The 21,120-nt window shown below is 58.9% G+C and carries 16 protein-coding genes; 5 read left to right on the forward strand and 11 right to left on the reverse strand.

Going from position 1 to position 21,120, the window contains the following annotated elements; genetic code table 11:
* Positions 1-23: 23 nt before the first annotated feature.
* Positions 24-569 (reverse strand): hypothetical protein, encoded by a 546-nt coding sequence (locus J122_RS04425; RefSeq protein ID WP_061331349.1) that lies wholly within the window; start codon positions 567-569, stop codon positions 24-26.
* Complete coding sequence (locus J122_RS04430; RefSeq protein ID WP_061331350.1) at positions 562-4,104, reverse strand: 7TM diverse intracellular signaling domain-containing protein; 3,543 nt, start codon at positions 4,102-4,104, stop codon at positions 562-564. Before J122_RS04430 ends, J122_RS04425 begins: the two co-directional genes overlap by 8 nt.
* 164 nt (positions 4,105-4,268) lie before the next feature.
* Here J122_RS04430 and J122_RS04435 point away from each other — a divergent pair, with 164 nt between their 5' ends.
* Positions 4,269-5,282 carry a hypothetical protein gene (locus J122_RS04435; protein ID WP_227510092.1) on the forward strand — a complete coding sequence of 338 codons (1,014 nt, stop codon included), beginning with the start codon at positions 4,269-4,271 and terminating at the stop codon, positions 5,280-5,282.
* 2 nt (positions 5,283-5,284) lie between these two features.
* Here J122_RS04435 and J122_RS04440 read toward each other — a convergent pair whose 3' ends face one another.
* The 3 genes from J122_RS04440 to J122_RS04450 form a co-directional block, all read right to left on the reverse strand.
* Complete coding sequence (locus tag J122_RS04440; RefSeq protein ID WP_061331352.1) at positions 5,285-5,512, reverse strand: hypothetical protein; 228 nt, start codon at positions 5,510-5,512, stop codon at positions 5,285-5,287.
* 108 nt (positions 5,513-5,620) lie between these two features.
* Positions 5,621-6,907, reverse strand: coding sequence for a serine hydrolase domain-containing protein (locus J122_RS04445; RefSeq protein WP_061331353.1), 1,287 nt, complete (start codon positions 6,905-6,907; stop codon positions 5,621-5,623).
* Between the two features lie 74 nt (positions 6,908-6,981).
* Positions 6,982-8,202 (reverse strand): GGDEF domain-containing protein, encoded by a 1,221-nt coding sequence (locus tag J122_RS04450; RefSeq protein WP_061331354.1) that lies wholly within the window; start codon positions 8,200-8,202, stop codon positions 6,982-6,984.
* A 136-nt stretch (positions 8,203-8,338) separates the two neighbouring features.
* On the opposite strand from J122_RS04450, the gene J122_RS04455 reads away from it, so the two are divergent.
* Genes J122_RS04455 through ybaK form a run of 4 tightly spaced genes read left to right on the forward strand, consistent with a single transcriptional unit; the run spans position 8,339 to position 11,991 of the window.
* The gene (locus J122_RS04455; protein ID WP_061331355.1) at positions 8,339-8,722 is read left to right on the forward strand and encodes a c-type cytochrome; all 384 of its coding nucleotides are present in this window, start codon (positions 8,339-8,341) and stop codon (positions 8,720-8,722) included.
* A gap of 11 nt (positions 8,723-8,733) precedes the next feature.
* On the forward strand, positions 8,734-10,152 hold the full coding sequence (locus J122_RS04460; RefSeq protein ID WP_061331356.1) for a D-arabinono-1,4-lactone oxidase: 1,419 nt from the start codon (positions 8,734-8,736) through the stop codon (positions 10,150-10,152).
* 6 nt (positions 10,153-10,158) lie between these two features.
* Positions 10,159-11,463 (forward strand): DSD1 family PLP-dependent enzyme, encoded by a 1,305-nt coding sequence (locus J122_RS04465; protein ID WP_061331357.1) that lies wholly within the window; start codon positions 10,159-10,161, stop codon positions 11,461-11,463.
* A 57-nt stretch (positions 11,464-11,520) separates the two neighbouring features.
* Entirely contained in the window at positions 11,521-11,991 is a 471-nt protein-coding gene (gene ybaK, locus J122_RS04470; protein ID WP_061331358.1) for a Cys-tRNA(Pro) deacylase, read from the forward strand.
* 96 nt (positions 11,992-12,087) lie between these two features.
* Here ybaK and J122_RS04475 read toward each other — a convergent pair whose 3' ends face one another.
* From J122_RS04475 to J122_RS04500, 6 genes are all read right to left on the reverse strand, one after another.
* Positions 12,088-14,331 carry an NADP-dependent isocitrate dehydrogenase gene (locus tag J122_RS04475; RefSeq protein WP_061331359.1) on the reverse strand — a complete coding sequence of 748 codons (2,244 nt, stop codon included), beginning with the start codon at positions 14,329-14,331 and terminating at the stop codon, positions 12,088-12,090.
* 465 nt (positions 14,332-14,796) lie between these two features.
* The gene (locus tag J122_RS04480) at positions 14,797-16,785 is read right to left on the reverse strand and encodes an acetoacetate--CoA ligase (RefSeq protein ID WP_061331360.1); all 1,989 of its coding nucleotides are present in this window, start codon (positions 16,783-16,785) and stop codon (positions 14,797-14,799) included.
* A 16-nt stretch (positions 16,786-16,801) separates the two neighbouring features.
* A complete protein-coding gene (locus tag J122_RS04485; protein ID WP_061331361.1) occupies positions 16,802-17,581 on the reverse strand; it encodes a 3-hydroxybutyrate dehydrogenase in 780 nt (259 codons plus the stop codon).
* Positions 17,582-17,638: 57 nt separating this feature from the next.
* Positions 17,639-19,009 carry a TRAP transporter large permease gene (locus J122_RS04490; RefSeq protein WP_061331362.1) on the reverse strand — a complete coding sequence of 457 codons (1,371 nt, stop codon included), beginning with the start codon at positions 19,007-19,009 and terminating at the stop codon, positions 17,639-17,641.
* Between the two features lie 15 nt (positions 19,010-19,024).
* Positions 19,025-19,639 (reverse strand): TRAP transporter small permease subunit, encoded by a 615-nt coding sequence (locus tag J122_RS04495; RefSeq protein ID WP_197463808.1) that lies wholly within the window; start codon positions 19,637-19,639, stop codon positions 19,025-19,027.
* Between the two features lie 76 nt (positions 19,640-19,715).
* Positions 19,716-20,801 carry a TRAP transporter substrate-binding protein gene (locus tag J122_RS04500; protein WP_061331363.1) on the reverse strand — a complete coding sequence of 362 codons (1,086 nt, stop codon included), beginning with the start codon at positions 20,799-20,801 and terminating at the stop codon, positions 19,716-19,718.
* Positions 20,802-21,120: the final 319 nt, after the last annotated feature.

Below are 21,120 nucleotides of genomic sequence, written 5' to 3' on the forward strand. Positions count from 1 at the left end.
GTCTCCTGTATTATCCGCTCCGATCAGTAGCCATCGTTGCCGGTTCGTCTGGGCAAATCCAGGGGCGCGGGCCGGGGACGACCATCTTTCGACGGCGACGTGGCTTCAGACACCTCCGCCCCTGACGGCCCCTGGTTGGTACGCACCAGAATATTGGCGATGCTCACCGCCGTGGTGTAGAGCGAAATGGCCACAATCAACAAGACCGGCTGCACAAACGCCACAAATCCCGGGACCTGTGCGTTGGCTGTGATACTCAGTATCAGGATAATCGCCGGGCCGAGCACCACGAACAACGTCAAGGCAATAAAGAACACAATACGCTCTTTGTAACGCCCAAGCTCTCGATTGGTCACCAGGCCAAGCACAAATTTGCCAATGGCCAGACCCGCCAGTATCGCCGCCGCGATGCTCAGGTCCGGGCGCATCAGCGTCTGGTACAGGTTGCCATCCCACAACCGCTGCATGGCAATCACCAGAAACGGAAACAGCACGAACAGAACGTCGGCGTAGGTACCATACATCATGCTGAGGGAATACTGTTCCTGTTGTTGTCGGTTTTCACTCATTGGCCTGTTCCTGTGTTGTAGCCCATTCACCCGGCGCTCCATGCAGAGCCCGTTCAATCATCTCATCCAGTGTTCTCAGTGCTTTGCCGATTCGCGCCCAATCTGGTGGATCTTCCCGCAGCCGGCTTTCCAGACTGCTCGCCTGGCGCGTCATCAAGGGGTAACCCATGGCCCCGGCGGTGCCTTTGATCTGGTGGCTTTCCATCTGTAATGCGCTCGCATCCCTGGCCCGGAAAGCCACTCGCATACGCTCCCGCCGATCCCCGAGCCCACTGAGAAACCGGGGCACCAAATGCGCCATATCATCGGAGGTGACCGCTGAGGCTGGTGACGCCACCAGGTATCGTTCGAGAATGGCCTGCAAATGCGACTGGTCGATCGGTTTGTTCAGCACCCCATCACAGCCCGCCGCCAGCAGAGCATCGTTCTCGGTCTGATCCCCGGCCGTGAAAGCTATGATCGGCCTGCGGAAACCGGCCTGGCGCAGCAGGCGGGTGGCGGCTACACCGTCCATTTCCGGCATGTGCCGATCCATCAGGACCAGATGCACAGTGTCAGCCAGCGCAAGCCGGACCGCGAGATCACCACTGGCGACCGGAACCGGCTCAACACCAAAGCGCCGTAACATCCGCTCAACCAGCAAACGATTGTCGTCGTTGTCTTCGGCAACCAGCACCTTGCCCGAGTACTGGCGCGTATCGCCCTGATAGTCCTCGGGGCAAACCGTCAGGTACCGGGCCAGCACCTCGTAGAAGCGTTGTTTGTCGATGGGCTTGGCCAGATGCTCATTACAGCCTGCCAACCGGTACTCGGAAATGTCTTCCGTCATTACGTTGGCTGTCAGGGCGATGATTGGGGTATTTACCCCGGCTTCTCTCAAAGCCTGGGTGGCATCCCGGCCGTTCATCACCGGCATCTGGATGTCCATCAGAATCAGATCAAATCGCTCCCGGCTGGCCAATTCCAGCGCTTCGGCTCCGTTACTGACGTGCACCAGCTCGGCACCGGTTCTGTCCACCAGCATGGATACCAGGCGTCGATTCACGTCATTATCTTCAGCACACAGAATCCGGCCTTTGAGCCTGGGGGCCAACACCATGGCAATACCCCGCCGGCGCTGGTTCAACTCCGAGGCGTCACGCAGGAAATGAACGTCGGCAAGGCCCCCGGTACGAATGCAGACGTCAAATTCACTGCCCTCACCGTAGGTGCTGGATACCCGGATGCTCCCGCCAAGCAGCTCGGCCAACCGGCGGGAAATGCTGAGTCCCAAACCTGTCCCGCCGTATTGCCGGGAGATAGCCGTACTGCCCTGGGCGAAGGGATCAAACAGCCGCTCCAGTTGCTCCGGCTTCATGCCAATGCCGGTGTCCACAACCCGGGCACAGAGGATTTCAGCTTCTCGGTCACAGCGCAAAATCAGAGAAATAGTGCCTTTTTCGGTAAATTTAAGTGCATTTCCACACAGATTAATGATGATCTGCCGAAACCGGGTTGGGTCGGTCAGGATCTGCTCGGGCAGGGGAAAGTCACAGATAATGTTAAAGTCCAGGCCCTTTTCCCGGGCCCGGGGTTCGAAAAAGGCGCGAATCTCATCCAGCAAATCCGGCAGCATGACCGGAACCACATCGACATCCAGCTTGTTGGCATCGATCTTCGAGTGGTCGAGGATGTCGTTGACCAGCTCCAGCAGATGCCGGCCACTGCGCACGACGGTCTCGGCGCTGCTGCGTTTTTCCCGTTCATCAAGGTCTGGGTCCAGCAGGGTTTCGCCATACCCGATAATGGCCGCCAGCGGTGTCCGGATTTCATGGCTCATGTTGGCCAAAAACTGACTCTTGGCCTCGGCTGAGTGTCGGGCCAGCTCTTTCTCCAGGCGCTCCTGCTCACGCTCACGCTCGATTCGCTGGCGCTGGTGACTTTCAGTTGCATCAATGCAGGTACCCTCAAGGTGCAGCGGCTCGCCATCCAGATCGTAGGCCGTGTGCAACGAGATGGTGGCCCAGCGTTCAACACCACTACGGGTGAAATAGCGGGCTTCAATACCCTTGACCATGCCCCGGACCTCCAGCTGTTCCACCACCAGGCGCCGCAACCGGTCATCGGCTATACAGGTTTCCAGCACATCCGGGTTGTCCTGCAGTAACTCGCGGCTGCTGCTGTAGCCCAACAACTCGGCCATCGCCGGATTGGCGGTGACAAAGCGCCGGTCTGGCGACATCTGGAAGACCCCTTCAATGGCGTTATCAAACAGTGACTGGTAGCGCTGGAGATTGGCCAGTGCCCTTTGGTTCCAGGCCAGCGCTTCGCCCTGAACCTGCTTGATGCGATCGGCAAGGGCGAAGGAAAACAGAATGATCTGAGCCACTAACCCAAACTGGGGAGCATAGGTGGTGAAGGTGTTCAGGGGCAGATACCCCATGACCGTCAGGGCATAGATCCCAAAACCGATCAGCGCCATGGTCCAGGCAAAGAAGTAGGACCGGGCCGCCGGGTTGTAATAGCGCCATGACAGGTAACTGACCACAATCAGGATCAGGCTCAACAGAATGGACCCCACCACAATCCATTCCATCGCCACCGAGTAGGGCATGAAGAACGACAACACGAAGGTGGCCGTCACCGAATACAGGCACAGGCGGATCACATGGTCCAGGTCCGGGGAACGCTGTTGGGTCTCGAGCAGAGAACGGGCCATCAGCAACCCGAAGAACCAGGTCAGGATGATCTGAAAATGCAGGTAGGCCTTGTCCAGAATCGGTGGCCGGTTGTCCAGCAACTGAACCCCGTGCACCTGTTCGGTGCCGATAAACACCGCCGCGCAGACCAGGTACAGCACATAATAGATGTTGCTGCGTTCCCGGACTGACACAGCAACAAACAGGTTATAGGCGAGGATGGCCAGGATGGCCCCCAACAGCACGCCCCTGACCGCTTCATCGATGGAGACTTTCTCAATGTAACTGTCCGGGTGCCAGAGTGTTACCGGCAACCTGAAGGTATTGGTGGTGGTGGTTCGCAGATACACGGTGGTGGTGGCATCGGGCAACAACTGCAGACGGAAGGTCGGGTTGGGCACGGCCAGATCCCGGTCGTCCCAGTTGTCGAGGTAGCCCGCACGGCGCTGTTCAACCACCCGACCGTCACGCACCACATACAGCCAGACTTCATCCACCAGTGGCAACGCCAGTTCCAGGATCCAGTTGCTGGCAACCTGGCTGCCGCGGGTGGTCAGATCAAAACGGGTCCAGTAGGCCGAGTCGGTATAACCGAAATTGAGCACGCCTCCCCGGTGCAGGCTGAACTGCTCCTCCGGCATAGCCAGGATGTCGTCAATGGCCAGCTCATGGCCGGCGTCTTCCAGATACCAGATACAGCCATCGAGATTACGCACACTGCTGGTCGTACTATCCAGCACCACCGACCCGGCAGGACAGGCGTTTTTCGCCTGCACCAGCGATGGCAGGGAAACAACAACCAGCATCAACAGGGCGACGAGCACCCGGTTGAGCGTTTCGGAAAACCGTTGCTGCAAAATGTGATCTCCGCGCGGGTAGCTGCGTGCTTTATCGTTTATTGTCAGCACAAGTCACTTTAGCCTTTCACCCGTTTTTTCGCACCCCGGGGCCACCTGAAATGAGACATTCCTGCCTTTTTGTTGCCGTTTCCCTGTCCGTCCTCACCCTGTCGGGGTGCCGGATGGAAAGTACCGGTTCCTCCGCGTTCAACCCGGCAACCAATGTTGACCTGGTGTTCTCAACCTTTGACCTGACCAACACCGAGCAGGCGCCGGATACCCTCAGCTTCACCCGGTTCAGCGATTTCTACCAAAGCATACAACCCACTGGCGACGACGCCGACAACGAGGACCACCTGGCTACGGTGGAAGAAATCCGGCGGCATATCGATATCTTCATCGGTGCACAGCCAGACGACACCGGCCAGGACTATACCCGGGTGCGTAACCCGCTGGACCTGATGAACCAGGTGATCAGCGTGGGCGGTATTACCAACTTTGATGAAGGCCGGCGTTATATCCGGGATCGCATCGCGCTGTCCCAGGCCGGCAACTACAACACCCGCAGTGCCGGCGCCCGTATTCGCTTTACCGACCAGGCGGCGTCCTTCAGTCTCCAGCCCCTGAACGACTACGAATGGAACTACCAGACCCTCGATTGGCGATATCTGCCGGAGGGTCCCGAAGGCAGTGACCTTACCGAAAAGGTCTATCGGACCATTCAGTATGTGGCCCGAAGCGTCAACGATGATGTCAGGGAAGAGCAGCCGGAGCTGCTGAGTGTGCTGGCCGGTTCCCGCTTTGACGCCTTGCAGTTTGTTGCCAGTGGCTACAACCAGCCGGAGTATGCCACCGCCGATTACGTCAGCCGGAATCACGGGGGCATTGAACTACGCCAAACCTTTGTAACCGACGCCCAGCTCGACACGCTGTTTATCAAGAATACCGATCAGACGGTACTTAACCTGGACCGATATGAAGAAGACAACACCACCCCTGACTGCTTGCGGGTGGAGATCAACTACGCCATGGATACCGTGCATATCTACACCTCGGATGGCAAGCCTGCCCGTGTACCGGACGACGGGGCGGAAGACGACGATGCAACAAAGCAGAATCCCGATAACTGCGTCTACCAGAGCGAAGATCTCGCCATCGCCACCTGGAACGCAGCGTCGGCCTCAACCCGCAAATAGGCTCACAGGTCCCAGTTCTGCAGAAAGCCTTTCTTCCGGCTGATCATACGCTCGTAGGTGGAGATCATGATGGCCGCATGGGGGGCTTTGGTCAGGCGCAGTGTTTCGATACGGCACTCAAGGCGCTGGACCTCGTCGCAGACCTGCTGTTGCACATGGCTGCGTACGCTGTCGTGCTGGTCCAGCTTGACGCGCTGAAGTTCAGGCGGGGGAAGTTCCGGTTTGTCCATGGTGCCTCATCCTTTGAGTCTGGTGAATAATCCGTTTCAGAATGCCTGATTTTGCAGAACTGTCAGACAAAGTGCAATTAGAATGAAAAAGGTTTCACTTTTACTGACTCAGGCAGCCACCAGCCTTCGCTTGTTTTCCGGCAACACCGGGAACTGCCTGCACACAGTATAGACAAATCTGGCCAGTGCAGGTAAGTGATGACCCACGATCGGAAACCCGGTGTTGAGCAGGCTCACGGAAATATCCCGGGCCGGGTCGGCCCAACACAACTTGTTGATCAGACCGACATGGCCAAAGGCATAACGGCTCTGCTGCCCCCAGAGTCCTACCGGGTTGCCGCCCAGCATCATGCCAGCACTGAAGCGCATGGGGATCATCATGGTACGGTCTATCTGCAATGAACCGAACTGGTGGATGGCACGGCGGATGGTTAATTCACTGCAAATTCGCTGACCATTCCAGACCCCGCCATTGAGCATCATCTGGAAGAACCGGCCCATTTCCTCCGCGGTGCCACAGAGATTACCGGCGGGTATGACCGCCTCCTGGAAGCGCGGGTCGTTGGTGACTTTCTCCACCGTGCGAATGTCTCCGCCCAGGGCCCGGCTGACGATCCACGACAGCGGAAACATCGGGGTCGGGCCGGTGGCATAATTGGTAGCCAGTTCGTGCAGCTTCTCCGGGGCGATTCCGTAAGTGAACCACTTCATACCCATAGGTTTGCGCAGGTACCGGTCCAGATAATTCTCGATGGTATCGCCCGTGACCTTCTCCAAGACCCGCTGCAACACAAAGCCACCGGTAATGGCATGGTAAGCCACCTTCGCGCCATCCACCTCGACCGGTTTGGCAGCGCACAGCAGGCGCCAGATTTCATCACGCTCCCAGAGCACGTCTATGGGGGTCTCACGGGGAATCGCCGGAATACCGCCCCGGTGTGAGAGAATCTGGTGCACGGTGATGGTGCGCTTTCCGTTCTTGGCAAACTCCGGGCAGTAGTAGGAAACCGGGTCCATCAGATTCACCAGGCCCTGCTCTGCGAGCATGTGCATCAGCAGCGCCGTCACCGCCTTGGAGGCGGAGAAATAGCAGATCGGGGTTTCCGTGGTCATCGGCAGCCTGGGCAGAGCGGCGGGATCATGGGGGCCGTTGCCCCGGGTATGGCCCATGGCGCCATGCAGCACCTGCTCGCCCCGGTAACGGAGCGACAGCTGGATTCCCGGGTGCACACCGGTCCGGTACAAGCCCTCCACACTACGCCATACGGATTCCACTACGTCCTGCGGTAAACCAACCCGATCCGGGTGTTCGGTGTCACGATTGCGGAAAGTGACAGAGGTCAGGTCTTCCGGAATATCGCAGGTGTGCAGGGCACGGCGGGCGAGTGAATGCATAACGGACGCCTTTTATCGTTATTGAGAACTGGCCCCTCCCGGGACACTTGCTGAGGCCGACATTTCAGCCTTTATCAGATTTCATTATGAACCGGCTCGATCGGCTGCGCCATGGCCACACAGTTGCGACCCTGCATTTTGGCCTGATACATCGCCTTGTCCGCTGCGCTGCAAAGTGTTTCCACTGTGTGACCATGAACAGGATAAACCGCGACACCCACGCTGATGGTTAATGGCACCGAGTGGCCAGACTCCAGCGGTATCGGCGCGTTACCTACCCGCTGGCGCAAACGCTCGGCGGTATCCCGGGCACCCTCCACATCCATTTCCGGCAGCACAATAACGAATTCCTCGCCACCAAACCGGCCGACGGAATCGACACTTCTTACCCGGTCGGTCAGGATCTCGCTCACCGCACAGAGCACGGTATCACCAGCAGCGTGGCCCCAGCTGTCATTGATGTCCTTGAAGTGATCAAAATCAATCCATAGCAGCGCCATCGGACGTTCATAGCGGCGGGCGCGCTCCAACTCTTCCTCCAGGACTCTGGAGAACTCCCGCCGGTTGAGCAGGCCGGTCAAAGGATCTCGGGTGGCCATCTCCTCCAACTCGGTTTCCAGCTGTTTGCGGTCGGAGATATCCAGCACTATCCCCTCCAGGAAAACACTGCCGTCATCGTGCTCGACACCGCAGCCACGCTCCCAGACCCACACCTTACGGCCGTCTTTGCGGGTAATAGCGTACTCCAGGGAAAAAGACCGGCCTTTGCGCACCGCAATGGCGACCTCTTCGGACACCTGTTCGATTGCATCCGGATCCATCAGGCTGGCATAGCTGACGAGCTTGTTGTTGATCAGGTCGTCGGGCAGATAGCCGGTCAGCTGCTCACAGCCACCAGAAACGAACATCATGGTCCAGCTGTCGTCGTTCCGGCATCGATAGGCCATGCCCGGGAGGTTATCCATCAATACCCGCAGTTGCTGCTCCCTCTGGCGCAGCGCCCGCCGCTGGTCCAGCTGAAGCGACAGCAACAAACGATCCTTGCTGAGCAAGCGCAGCATAACGGTGAATAACACCAGCGCTGTGACCGCGACAAACAAAAACCCTTTCCAGGTTTGCATGGCTGACAGGGACCGGGGGTCCGCAAACCAGATCTCCACCATCCGGTCAGAAAACGTAATCCAGATGATACCTGCCACCAGGTACACCAGGGTGGCCGACAGGGCACGGCGCAAAGGGCTTTGACTGTTACTCCAGCCGGTTTCTTTCCCTTGCTCTGGTTGTTCAGGCTGCATAGTCTTCCTTTTGCCTTGGGGAGCTGTCCTATAGGAAAAGTAGACAGTTTCACACGTTCAGTCGAGGCAAGGTTGCATTTTCCCGGCATTTCCACAAAACTAAACGTGACACATAGTTTTGTTTTGGGCAAAAACAATGATTCAACACCCTCTGCACCATACTCACGCCAGGCTGCTGGTCATTACCAGCCTTGCCTTGATCATTGGCGGTTGTTCACCCTCCGGCCCTTCTGAACAGGCCATCCGGGACTATGCCGAAACAGCCCGTCCTCAAGACCCTGAACTTTCCGGTATCTATCAGCGCTCCTGCATGGCCTGTCACAGCCGGGGCACTTCGGATGCCCCCCTGACCGGTGACAGCGAAGCCTGGAACAGGCGCCTGGAGAAAGGCATGCGCCGCCTGGTGGACAACGTGGTGTCGGGCATGGGTGGTATGCCGCCCTACGGCTTGTGCATGGACTGCGACACCGCAGAATTTCAGGCGCTCATCGAATTCATGGCGCGGCCGGCAGAAACCTGAGGTAGATTCATATGGAACGACGGCATTTTCTGCAATTGCTGGTCAGTACCGCCATCGTCGGGCACACCCGGTCGCTGCAGGCAGCACAGCAAGCGCCGGCACAGGCACAAAGCAACGCCGGGGGCAGCAAGTCCCCTTTGCCTTGGCGTAACTGGTCTGGCTCCCAGCAGTCGGTCCCTGCCATGCGTGTTGCCCCCCGGAGCGTCACCGAGCTGCAGGAACTCCTTGCCGCCCCAAACCATCGACACCTGCCCGTTCGCCCCGTTGGCTCTGGCCATTCATTCTCCGCCCTGGTACCCACCGACGGCATTCTGGTATCCATGGCTCGCCTGAGCGGCGTTCTGGGGCATGATGACAGCCGGTGCCAGGCCAAGGTGGCCGCCGGCACCCTGCTCGGGCAACTGGGCCAACCCCTGGAAGCGATTGACCAGGCCCTGTTCAACATGCCCGATATAGACCAACAATCCCTGGCGGGCCTTCTGGCCACTGCAACCCATGGCACTGGCAGCAAGTTGATGTGCTTGTCTGGCTACGTAACGGCGATGACACTGGTCACCGCCAATGGCGAGCGTATCGAGTGTAGCCAGACCCAGCATCCGGACCTGTTCCAGGCAGCGAGGGTGGGGCTAGGCTGCCTGGGCATTGTGACTGACGTCACCCTGCAAAATACCCGCCCATATCGGCTCCGGAAAACCACCGAATGGCTGCCCATCGAGGACATTCTGGCAACGGCGGACACCCTGGCAGACCAGCATCGCAATTTTGAGTTCTATTACATTCCGTTCTCCGGCATGGGCTTCACCAGCACCCACGACATCACCGATGACCCCCTATCGGCAACCCCAGAACTGGATCAAAACGACGGCGCCCGGGATTTGCAGAAAGCCCGCGACTACCTGGCCTGGTCCCCCAAGCTGCGGCGCTTGATTCTCGGGGGTTATATGCGCACCCTGGCCCGGGAGCAGAAGGTGGCGCCTTCCTGGCAGAACTACACCAGTGACCGCAATGTGCGCTTCAATGAGATGGAGTACCACCTGCCCAGAGAAAACTGGCAAAAGGCCTTCCGGGAGGTGGTGGATATGGTTGAAAACCGTTTCCCGGAGGTGTTCTTTCCCTTCGAGGTGCGCTTTGTGCAAGCCGATGATGCCTGGCTCAGCCCATTCTATCGGCGGGATTCAGTATCCATCGCCGTCCACCGGTTTTTCGAGGATGACTACCAGCCGCTCTTTGCCGCAGTGGAGCCGATATTCCGCCGGTATGGTGGCAGGCCTCACTGGGGCAAGCTGAACACGCTTACCGCCGCTGAACTCCGGGCGCTGTACCCGAAATGGCAGGCATTCTGTGAAGTAAGGAAAAGTCTCGACCCGAACGGCCGTTTCCTGAACCCTTACCTGGCCGGCCTTTTCAGCGACAATACCTCCCACGGATAACCCACCATGGCTCACAGCGAAGCGTTCCGTCAGCAAAGGCGCAAACTCATTCTGGCCGGGATGGCGGCCGGCGGCCTGGGTACAGCCGCATGGCTCCGGCCCCCGGCTATTCGCGATGGCCACTCACACTACTTCCGCGCCCTGTCCCGGGCGCTGGATGCCAGCGGGCTGGCCACACCCACTCTGGTGATTGACCAGCAACGCCTGGACCACAACATTCAGGTGTTGCTACAACACCTTGGCCACGACTTCGACTACCGGATTGTGGTGAAATCCCTGCCTTCGGTGCCCTTACTGGAGCACGTGATGGCCAAGACCGGCACCCGGCGGCTGATGCTGTTTCACCAGCCTTTCCTCAACCAGATTGCCAGCTCCATCCCTGACGCCGACATTCTGCTGGGCAAACCGTTACCGGTCGCGGCGGCTGCCCGTTTCTATGGTCGGCACCAGGCTGACCAGAACGACTTCCAGCCCCGACAGCAACTGCAATGGCTGATCGACTCTCCACGCCGGTTGGCGCAATACGAGCAACTGGCCCGTCAACGGAGCGAGCCTATGCGGGTGAACCTGGAACTGGATATCGGCCTGCACCGGGGCGGGTTCAACTATGATCAGCTGCTATCCCGGGCGCTGTTGGACATAGAGCAATCCCGCTGGCTGAGCTTCAGCGGTTTTATGGGTTATGAACCCCATATCGTGAAAGCACCGGGGCCAACCGACTGGTTGTGGCAAAAGGCCATGGCCCGTTACAACCGGTATGTTTCACTGGCCCGGAACACCCTGGGGCGTGATCTGGCAGGGCTCACCTTCAACACCGGAGGCTCCACCACGTACCAGTTATATAAGGGCCGGGCCAACACCATTACCGCCAACGAACTGGCGGCCGGCTCCGGCCTGGTGATGCCCACGGATTTCGACCTGGCCACCCTGGCGGGCCACCAGCCTGCGGCTTTCATTGCCACTCCGGTGCTGAAACTGCAGGAAGCCAACCGGATTCCCGGCACACCGGGCATTGGCCGACTGCAGCGATTGTGGAACCCCAACCGGGCCAGGGCGGTCTTCATTTACGGGGGCAACTGGAAGGCTCGGCCGGTGTCACCGGCGGGGCTGACAACCAACCCGGTGTTCGGACGGTCCAGTAATCAGGAGATGCTTAACCTGGCCGCCGGGGTGCCACTGCAGGAAGACGACTGGGTATTCCTGAGGCCGCATCAGAGCGAGTCTGTGTTTTTGCAGTTCGGCGATCTCGCCGTTTTCGATGCCAGACTGGGGGAAATTTCCCGTTACTGGCCGGTGGTGCCAGAGGGATGACGTCGCCGGCAGTGCATGCTTTAATTCCGTCCACCATCGATCAATACGGGACCCTGCATGACCCCTGGAATTCTTGCGGCCAAGAGGGCCAAAGTGAACTACACCATACATGAGTACGACCACGATCCGGCGGCCGAGAGTTACGGTGGTGAAGCAGCGGCGAAAATGGGTGTGGCGCCGGAGCAAGTATTCAAGACGCTTGTGGTGAGCCTGGATGACAAGGAACTGGCGGTCGGCATTGTACCGGTCACCGCCATGCTGGGCCTCAAGCAGATCGCAAGGGCCGCCGGGGCAAAGAAAGCCACGATGGCGGACAAACAGCTGGTCCAGAAAACCACCGGTTATGTGCTGGGTGGTGTCAGCCCTCTGGGCCAGAAAAAACGGCTCCGAACGTTTATCGACAGCACCGCCCACCACTTCCCGACGGTGTTCGTCAGCGCCGGCAAACGTGGACTCGAGATAGAGCTGACGCCGGACGATCTGGCACGCCTGACCAATGGCCTGTTAGTGCCTCTGCAGCAGGATTGACCGCAGGAGCAAGCACAAAAAAACCGGGCGACCATGGGCAACCCGGTTTTTGTCAATCACGGCCGGAGCAGGCTCCGGCCGGCTGAACCGCTGGCCTTACTTCACGGAGTCCCGTGCATCGGCCAGGATCTTGTTGAAGGTCGCGCTTGGCTGCATCACCTCACACACCTTCTCCATGGGCGGGTGGTAGTAACCACCGATATCGGCCGGGTGGCCCTGCACCACGGTCATTTCCTCCAGGATCTTGTCCTTGTTCTCTTCCAGCTGTTTCGACAACTTGGCAAAGAACTCTTTCAGCTCCTTGTCATCATCCTGCTTTGACAGCTCTTCCGCCCAGTAACGAGCCAGGTGGAAGTGGGAACCCCGGTTATCCAGCTCACCGGTGACGCGAGACGGAGACTGGTTATTTTCCAGCAGGCGCTCGGTGGCTTTGTCCAGGGTCTGGCCCAGCAGACGGGCACGCTGGTTGTTCTGTTTCTCACCCAGCTCATCCAGAGACACCGCCGTGGCCAGGAATTCACCCAGGGAATCCCAACGCAGGTGGTTTTCCTGGATCAGCTGCTGTACGTGCTTGGGCGCAGAACCGCCAGCACCGGTCTCGTACAGGCCACCGCCGTTCAGCAACGGAACGATGGACAGCATCTTGGCACTGGTGCCCAGTTCCAGAATCGGGAACAGGTCGGTCAGGTAGTCCCGCAGCACGTTGCCGGTGACAGAAATGGTGTCCAGACCACGAATCAGGCGCTCCATGGTCCAGCGGATGGCGCGAACCGGAGACTTGATGTGGATTTCCAGACCGTCGGTGTCCAGCTCGGCCAGGTACTTTTCAACCTTCTTGATCAGCTGGGCATCGTGGGCGCGCTCATCGTCCAGCCAGAACACCGCAGGCGTGCCGCTGGAGCGGGCCCGGTTAACCGCCAGCTTGACCCAGTCACGGATCGGCAGGTCTTTGGTCTGGCAGGCGCGCCAGATGTCGCCTTCTTCAACCTTGTGCTCGGTCAGTACGGTGCCGTCTTCGGCCACCACACGCACAATGCCGTCTTCCTTCATTTCGAAGGTCTTATCGTGGGAGCCATACTCTTCGGCTTTCTGCGCCATCAGGCCCACATTCGGTACGGTACCCATGGTGGTGGGGTCAAACGCGCCGTGGGTTTTACAGAAGTTGATCACTTCCTGGTAGATGGTGGCGTAGGTGGACTCCGGCATAACCGCCTTGGTGTCCTTGAGCTTGCCGTCACGGGCCCACATCTTGCCGGAGTTGCGGATCATCGCCGGCATGGAGGCATCGACAATCACGTCGCTCGGTACGTGCAGGTTGGTGATGCCTTTAACGGAATCCACCATGGCAATTTCCGGGCGGTGCTCATAGCACGCGTGCAGGTCTTCCTGAATCTGCTCCTGCTTGGACTCCGGCAGCTGCTTGATCTTCTCAATGACGGAAGACAAGCCGTTGTTCGGGTTAACACCGATTTCCTTGAACAGGTCGCCGTATTTGTCGAACAGCTCCTTGTAGAAAACCTTCACCGCGTGACCGAACACGATCGGGTGGGAGATTTTCATCATGGTGGCTTTAACGTGCAGGGAGAACATCACGCCGGTTTTCTCGCAGTCGGCAATGGCGTCTTCGAAAAACTTCACCAGAGCCTTCTTGCTCATGAACATGCCGTCCAGCACTTCGCCTTCCTGCAGCGGCAGGTCGGGCTTCAGTACCGTCTGTTTGCCCTGCTTGTTCTCAAACACGATGTGGGCGTTGGTGGCCTTGTCCAGGGTGACCGATTGCTCACTGGAGTAGAAGTCACCACCGCGCATGTGCGCTACGTGTGTACGGGACGCCGGGCTCCACTCACCCATGCTGTGGGGGAACTTGCGGGCAAAGGCTTTTACCGCAGCCGGCGCACGGCGATCGGAGTTACCTTCACGCAGTACCGGGTTAACAGCACTGCCCAGTACTTTGGAGTAACGGGCGTGGATTTCTTTCTCTTCGTCGGTTTCCGGGTGCTCTTTATATTCCGGAACCTTGTAGCCCTGTTCGTTCAGCTCTTTGATGGCGGCACGGAGCTGGGGAATGGACGCGGAGATGTTCGGAAGCTTGATGATGTTGGCGTCCGGATCCTTGGTGTACTCACCCAATTCAGCCAGGGCATCCGGAACGCGCTGGTTTTCTTCGAGGTAGTCCGGGAAGCCTGCCAGAATACGCGCCGCAAGAGAGATGTCGCTGGTTTCAAAGTCGATACCAGCCGGCTTGGCGAAGGTTTCCAGGATGGGAAGCAGTGACCGGGTGGCGAGGGCGGGGGCCTCATCGGTCAGTGTGTAGACAATCTTGGCTTTGGATGTTGTCATTTTCGTCCTCAGGCAAATGGGTGGGTTCAGGACGGTCATGGCACGGTCAGGCGTCTTGTGAACGGCTGGTTATGCCGATGACTGATTCGGAACTTTTGATAGACCTACTAAGATAGCATTTTTTACCAAACTTTGGTTACGATCTTAGTATAAGAACGGACTAAAAATGCCTGATCTTCGGTTACAGGACGATGAAATGGCGGGAATTTACGAAACTTTCTAACATTTATCAGGTGTGGTGTCAGCGTGCCAGGGGGAGGGTTTTCCAAAACACGCTGTGAATACTTCCCTGTAAGCTCTGCTCCGCCATCCATGGCTCCGCAAGGTTTTGGAAAACCCTCCCCCTGTCACTCTCAAACGCTGTACGGGTAGTCCGATGACATCGTCTCAGGGTTCGCAGACACGGGCTGTTTTGTCAACAAAACAGCCCGTGTTGGTGCATCTCTCGCTCACATTTATCCTGATTCAGTCGGGTAATAACCCCACCTCCACCAACCGCTCACGTATCCGGTCCAAGGCTTCCGGATTGCCAAGGGCATCCCGGTTGTCCGCTTTACTTGAGCCATTGACCAGCCGGGCCACCGCGAGTTCCACCTTTTTGCCACTGCGGGTGTAGGGAATGTCGGGCACTTCCACGATGTGTTTGGGTACGTGCCGGGGGCTGGCGCCTTCGCGGATTCGGGTTTTCAGGGTTTTGATCAGGTCGTCGGTGACGGTCTGGCCGTCGGCCGGGACTACGAACAGGACCACTTCCACGTCGCCGTCGATCTGGCGGCCGACCACGAGGCTGTCTTTCACCTCGCTGATGGTTTCCACCTGGCGGTAGATTTCGGCGGTGCCGATTCTTACGCCGCCGGGGTTGAGGGTGGCATCGGAGCGACCGTAGATGATGGCGCCGCCGTGCTCGGTGAATTCGATGAAGTCGCCGTGGGCCCAGACGCCGGGGAAGGTGTTGAAGTAGGCGTCTTTGTAGCGTTCGCCGTCCGGATCCTGCCAGAAGCTGACGGGCATGGAGGGCAGCGGTTGGCGGCAAACGAGTTCGCCCCGGCCTTCGCTGACCGGCTGGCCGTCATCGCCGTAGGCGACGGCGTCCACGCCCAGGAAGCGGCACTGGATTTCGCCTCTTCGTACCGGCAGCAGTGGCGTTGATCCCACAAAGCAGCCGCAGATGTCGGTGCCGCCGGCGATGGAGCCGAGTAATACGTTGGGAGCGCCATCACTATAGACCCAGTCGTAGTCTTCCGGCAGCAGTGGGGAGCCGGTGGAGAAGACCACGCGCAGGTGGCTCTGGTCCAGGGTTTTGGCCGGTTGCAGTTCGGCTTTGCGGCAGCCGGCGATGAAGCGGGCGCTGGTGCCGTAGTGGGTCACCCGCTCTTTCGCTACGGTTTCCCACAGGAAATTAAGGCTCGGGTAACCCGGGGAACCGTCGACGGTAATGACGGCGGCGCCGGTCATCAGGGCGGAGGCCTGCCAGTTCCACATCATCCAGCCGCAGGTGGTGAAGTAGAGGAAGCGGTCGTCCGGACCCACGTCGCCGTGCAGCATAAGCTCTTTGGCGTGGTTGACCAACAGGCCGGCGGTGCCGTGAACGATGCACTTGGGTTTGCCGGTGGTGCCGGAGGAATAGAGGATGTAAACCGGGTGGTCCGGGTCCACTGGGGTGAATGAGGGGGCCTGGCCTTCGCCCGCCTTCAGGGCGTCGTCCCAGGTGGTGACCATCCCCCCTGGAATCGGGGTTTCATCTGGCAGTTGCGCAACGCTGACCACCACTTTCAGGGACGGCAGGCCAGCGATCAATTCGGCAAAGTCATCCTGGCGGGCAAACACCTTTCCGCCATAACCGTAGCCATTCACCACGATCAACGCGGAGGGTTCGATCTGGCCGAAGCGGTCGTTGATGGCACCAATGCCGAAGTCCGGCGACGCGGAGCTCCAGATGGCGCCCAAGCTGGTGGCGGCGAGCATGCCCACAAGGGCTTCGTAGCCGTTGGTGACCACGCCAGCCACGCGTTCGCCCTTCTGGATGCCTCTGCTGCGCAGGAAGGCTTCCAGGGCGCCGGCGTCGGCTTTCAGTTCGGCGTAGGTCTTGCGCAGTACCGGGCGGGTTTCGCAGTAGGCCACCACGGCTTCTTTGTCAGCATGATCGCCGTCCGCCAGCCGCAGCAGGTTGGCGGCAAAATTCAGTTTCATGCCGGGGAACCATTCGGCGCCGGGCATCTCACGGCGGCCCAGCACCCGCTTGGCGGGGGTGTCGCAGACCAGGCCACAATAATCCCAGACTTTCTGCCAGAAGGTGTCCAGTTCGGTGATCGACCACTGGTGCAGGGCGTGGTAATCGGCAAACGGGCCAAAGCCCTGTTGCTCAAGCCAGGCCTGGAACTGGCCCATTCGGGAACCGGTGAGGGTTTCCTGGCTCGGGGTCCAGACAACCGGTGATTGTTCTGTGTTGCTCATCCGTCTCTCCAGAAAATTACTGCATGTGCCAGCCGTGGCTGACCACGATCGACTGGCCAGTGAGGGCGGCGGACGGGAAGGCCGCCAGGTGCACCGCCAGCTCTGATACGTCTTCGAGGGTGGTGAACTTGCCGTCCACCGTGTTCTTGAGCATCACCTTGCTGATCACTTCTTCCTCGGAAATGCCCAGCTCTTTGGCCTGCTCTGGGATCTGCTTGTCCACCAGCGGGGTGCGTACAAAGCCGGGGCAGATGATGTTGCTACGTACCCCATGCTCGGCACCCTCTTTCGCCACCGCCCGGCACAGGCCCAGCATGCCGTGCTTGGCGGCTACATAGGGCGCTTTCAGCGGCGAGGCTTCCACCGAGTGTACCGAGCCCATATACAGCATAGTACCCCCACCTTGGGTGTACATCTGGCGCAAGGCGGCGCGGGTCACCAGGAAGGCGCCGTCCAGGTGCACGTTCATCACCTTGCTCCAGTCGGCAAAGGCCAGTTTATGCACCGGGTCAATGTGTTGGATGCCGGCGTTGGCCAGGGCCACATCGAGCCGGCCCCATTGCTCAATGATGGCGGCAACCCCCTGGTCCACCGCCTGCTCATCGGTGACATCCATGGCCAGGGCCATGGCCGTGCCGCCCGCCTGCTCGATGGCAGCGACGGTGTCGGCGGCACTTTCCAGCGTCAGGTCCGCGACCGCTACCCGGGCGCCTTCGCGGGCGTAATGTTCGGCAATGGCCCGGCCAATGCCCCGGCCGGCGCCGGTGATGAGTGCAACTTGGTTGTGAAGACGCATCACACTGTCTCCTTGTTGATGATCGGTTTGTTATTGGTCTTGTACAGGGCGGTCATATCAACGACCTCCGTAGACTTCGTTGGGCAGCCAGGTGGCCAGGGGTTCGAACCAGAAAACCAACGCCAGTCCGAGCACCTGCAGGGCAATAAACGGCAGCACCCCCAGGTAGATATGGCGTGTGGTGATCCCCGGTGGGCAAACACCCTTGATGTAAAACAGGGAGAAACCAACCGGCGGGGTCAGGAACGAGGTCTGCAGACAGATGGCGAACATCACCGCAAACCACACCGGCTCCACGCCAAGGGAGAACACCACAGGGGCAACCAGGGGCAGAATGATCAGGGTGATTTCCACCCAGTCCAGGAAGAAGCCCAGCAGGAAGGTAATGAACAGCACGGTGATCAGAATGCCAGTGGTGCCGAACGGCAAACCGGTAATGGCATCGCGAATCACATCATCGCCGCCCAGGCCGCGAAGGACGGCAGCAAATACCGTGGCGCCGATAAAGATGCCGAAGATAAAGGCCGTGGTGCGGCTGGTCTGGTACAGGGATTCCCGCAGTACCTTGACGTTAAGACGCCGGCTCAGAAGCGCCATCAGCAGGGCCCCGAACGCCCCCACGGCCGAGGCTTCGGTGGTGGTGGCAATGCCAAAGAAAATGGAACCCAGCACCGCAATGATCAGCGCCATGGGCGGCACCACTGCCAGGAATACATCGAGAAGCGCCCTGAGATCCAGCGGCTCCCGGTTTTTCGGCGCCGGGGCCAGGTCCTTTTTGATGAAGGAGGCAATCAGGATGTACAGGATATACATGGCGCCGAGCATCAGGCCCGGAATCAGCGCTCCCATGAACAGCTTACCGACAGACGCATCGGACGTGCCCAAACGATCCGCCATCAACACCAGCATGATGCTGGGGGGCACCAGAATACCCAGGGTGCCCACGGAACACGCCGTACCCACCGCCAGGGATTTGTTGTACTGGGCCTGCATCATCGGCCCCAGGGACAACATGCCCAACAACACCACCGAAGCCCCGACAATACCGGTAGAAGCCGCCAGCAGCACACCGACAATTACCACGGTAATGGCATAGCCACCGCGCAGCGGGCCGAGTACCCGCACCAGGCTGTGCATCAGCTTCTCGGCAATGCCGGAGCGGTCGAGCATGATGCCCATAAAGATAAACAGCGGTAGCGCCACCATCAGTTCATTGGCCACCACTCCATACAATCGGGCATCCAGGACGCCGATGGTGCCGTTCCAGGTGAACCAGAGGTCGGCATCAAAATGTTCAATCAGAAAGTTCGCCAGTACGGCAAACACCAGGCCTATGCCCGCCAATGACCAGGCCACTGGAAAACCCAGCAGCAACAGCACCATGAAGGCGGCGAACATGGCAATAACCAGAAGTGTTTCCAAGCCCATGATTCTTGTGCCTCGTTACGGATGCGGGTGTTCGCCGTTGCCATAGCCCTCGGGCGTGGCAATCTCGCGGGGAAATCGGAACAGCAGCGTGCAGCAACGCAGGGCCCGGGAAGCCAGGGCAATACCCACCAGGGTCATGCCGATGGGCAGCACGCTCTTGAAGATGAAGCGATAGGGCAGGCCGCTGGGGGCCTGGGAACGCTCGTTGTACACATAAGAGCTGTAGGCGTAGGGAATCAGGGTTTCCACCATCAGGTAGACGATGGGCAGCGCCAGTAACAAGATGGCCGCCAGCTCTATTCTCGCCTGCCATTTCAGGGAAAACCGTTCCCGCAACACGTCCACCCGAACGTGATCGTCTTTCACCACCGCAAAGCCCAGGGTGAGCATCATGGCGGCACCGAAGAAGTGCCAGGACAATTCCTCAAGCCAGATCGATCCGGCATTGAGAATGAAACGGCTGAACACGTTGGCCAGCACCACCACCAGCACGGCAATCCATAGCCAGGAACTGAGCTTGCCAACGCCAGCCACAAACCGGTCCAGCCACCAGGACAACCGGTTGTAGGGCAGGCCAGACCCCGCCTGAGCAGGCACGGGCGCCTTGGGGGATTCGTGCTCGTGAGTCACAATCACCTCGACATAATCAGGGAAAATTCGGGGTGGATGCCGGCAACGCCGGCATCCACAGGTTCAGGACTCGGTATCAGTCGTACTGATAGAAGTCCCGGGGCAGGTAGCCCTTGGAGTGCCAGATGGAGTGGTGTTCCATAAACTCACGCTGGCTGGTCAGAACGCGACGGAACATTTCGTCTCCGGCTGCGATCTCGTCCAGTACTTCGTTGGTGACTTTCTGCAGCTCACGCAGTACCGGCTCCGGCAGAGTCTGGGCGTTTACGCCTTCCTTCTCGTAATCCCGCAGGGCGGTGGGCTGGGCCCATTCACTTTCGGCGAAGCCTTTCAGGGTTGCCGATTCGCAGCCCATTTCGATCACGGCGCGGGTTTCAGGCTTGAGCTTGTTCCAGACGTCCTTGTTCACCAGCAGGTGAGAAGTGGTCAGAGTCTGGTGCCAACCCGGCATGATGTAGTTCTTGATGATCTGGTCCAGGCCCAGCATCTTGTCGATGGCTGGCTGGGAGAACTCGGTGGCATCGATGGTCTTGCGCTCCAGGGCCTGATACAGCTCACCGCCCGGAATCATGGTGACTGATGCACCCAGCTTTTCCAGTACCTTGCCACCGATGCCGGCAAAGCGGATTCTCAGGCCATCAATGTCATCCAGACTTTCGATCGGCTTGGCGAACCAGCCGGCTCCCTCGGGGCCGATGATGGAACACAGCATGGGATGGATGTTGCGTTTGGCGTAGATTTCTTCAAGTAACTCGCGGCCCTCACCCTGGTAATACCAGGCCAGGTAGGCAGGGGGTTCCATGTTGAAGGGGGCGCCAGAGTACAACGGCAACGCGGGAATAGTACCCTGATCGTAACCCACCCAGGTGTAACCGGCGGGGTACTTGCCTGTGCTGACGGATTCCATGATTTCAAACGGGGGTACCAGCTCGCCCGGCTCATAGTAACGAAGCTGGATATTGCCGCCAGAAACCGCTTTCAGGTTCTCAGTCAGGTGTTTGACCGGGGTAGTCAGGCCTATCAGATGCGACGGGAATGCCAGGGGCACCTGCCAACGGACTCGTTCCGATGCCAGGGCATCGCTGCTGATCAGGCTGCCGGAAATCACAGCCGCAGCGGTAATACCATAGGTAAGACGCGAGAGCTTTTGCTTGATCGACATGAAATGGATCCTTCTTGTTGTTGTCATCCACCTTTCGGTCTTGGTGCCGAAAGGCTGGTCTGAGTTGAATCAGACAACGCACGAAACCGCGACTGACCGGTTCGGGTCCAACGAATGTGCGCCAGTGTTGTTTTCGAGCGTTGTTCTGACGTCCTGCATTCAGGCTATAGCAGACACCGTGCCATCCAAACAAAGTCTTTATTTATCAATTAATTATGATCTTCCCCCATATTCCAGAAACATCGGAGCGTCTGGCTGACCGGACACTTCAAGACCTTGGTCGGAGTGAAGTGTCCTAAAAACAGGACATATGTCTTGG

The sequence above is a fragment of the Marinobacter excellens LAMA 842 genome, from assembly GCF_001574445.1.
In the GTDB taxonomy this organism is placed as follows: domain Bacteria; phylum Pseudomonadota; class Gammaproteobacteria; order Pseudomonadales; family Oleiphilaceae; genus Marinobacter; species Marinobacter shengliensis.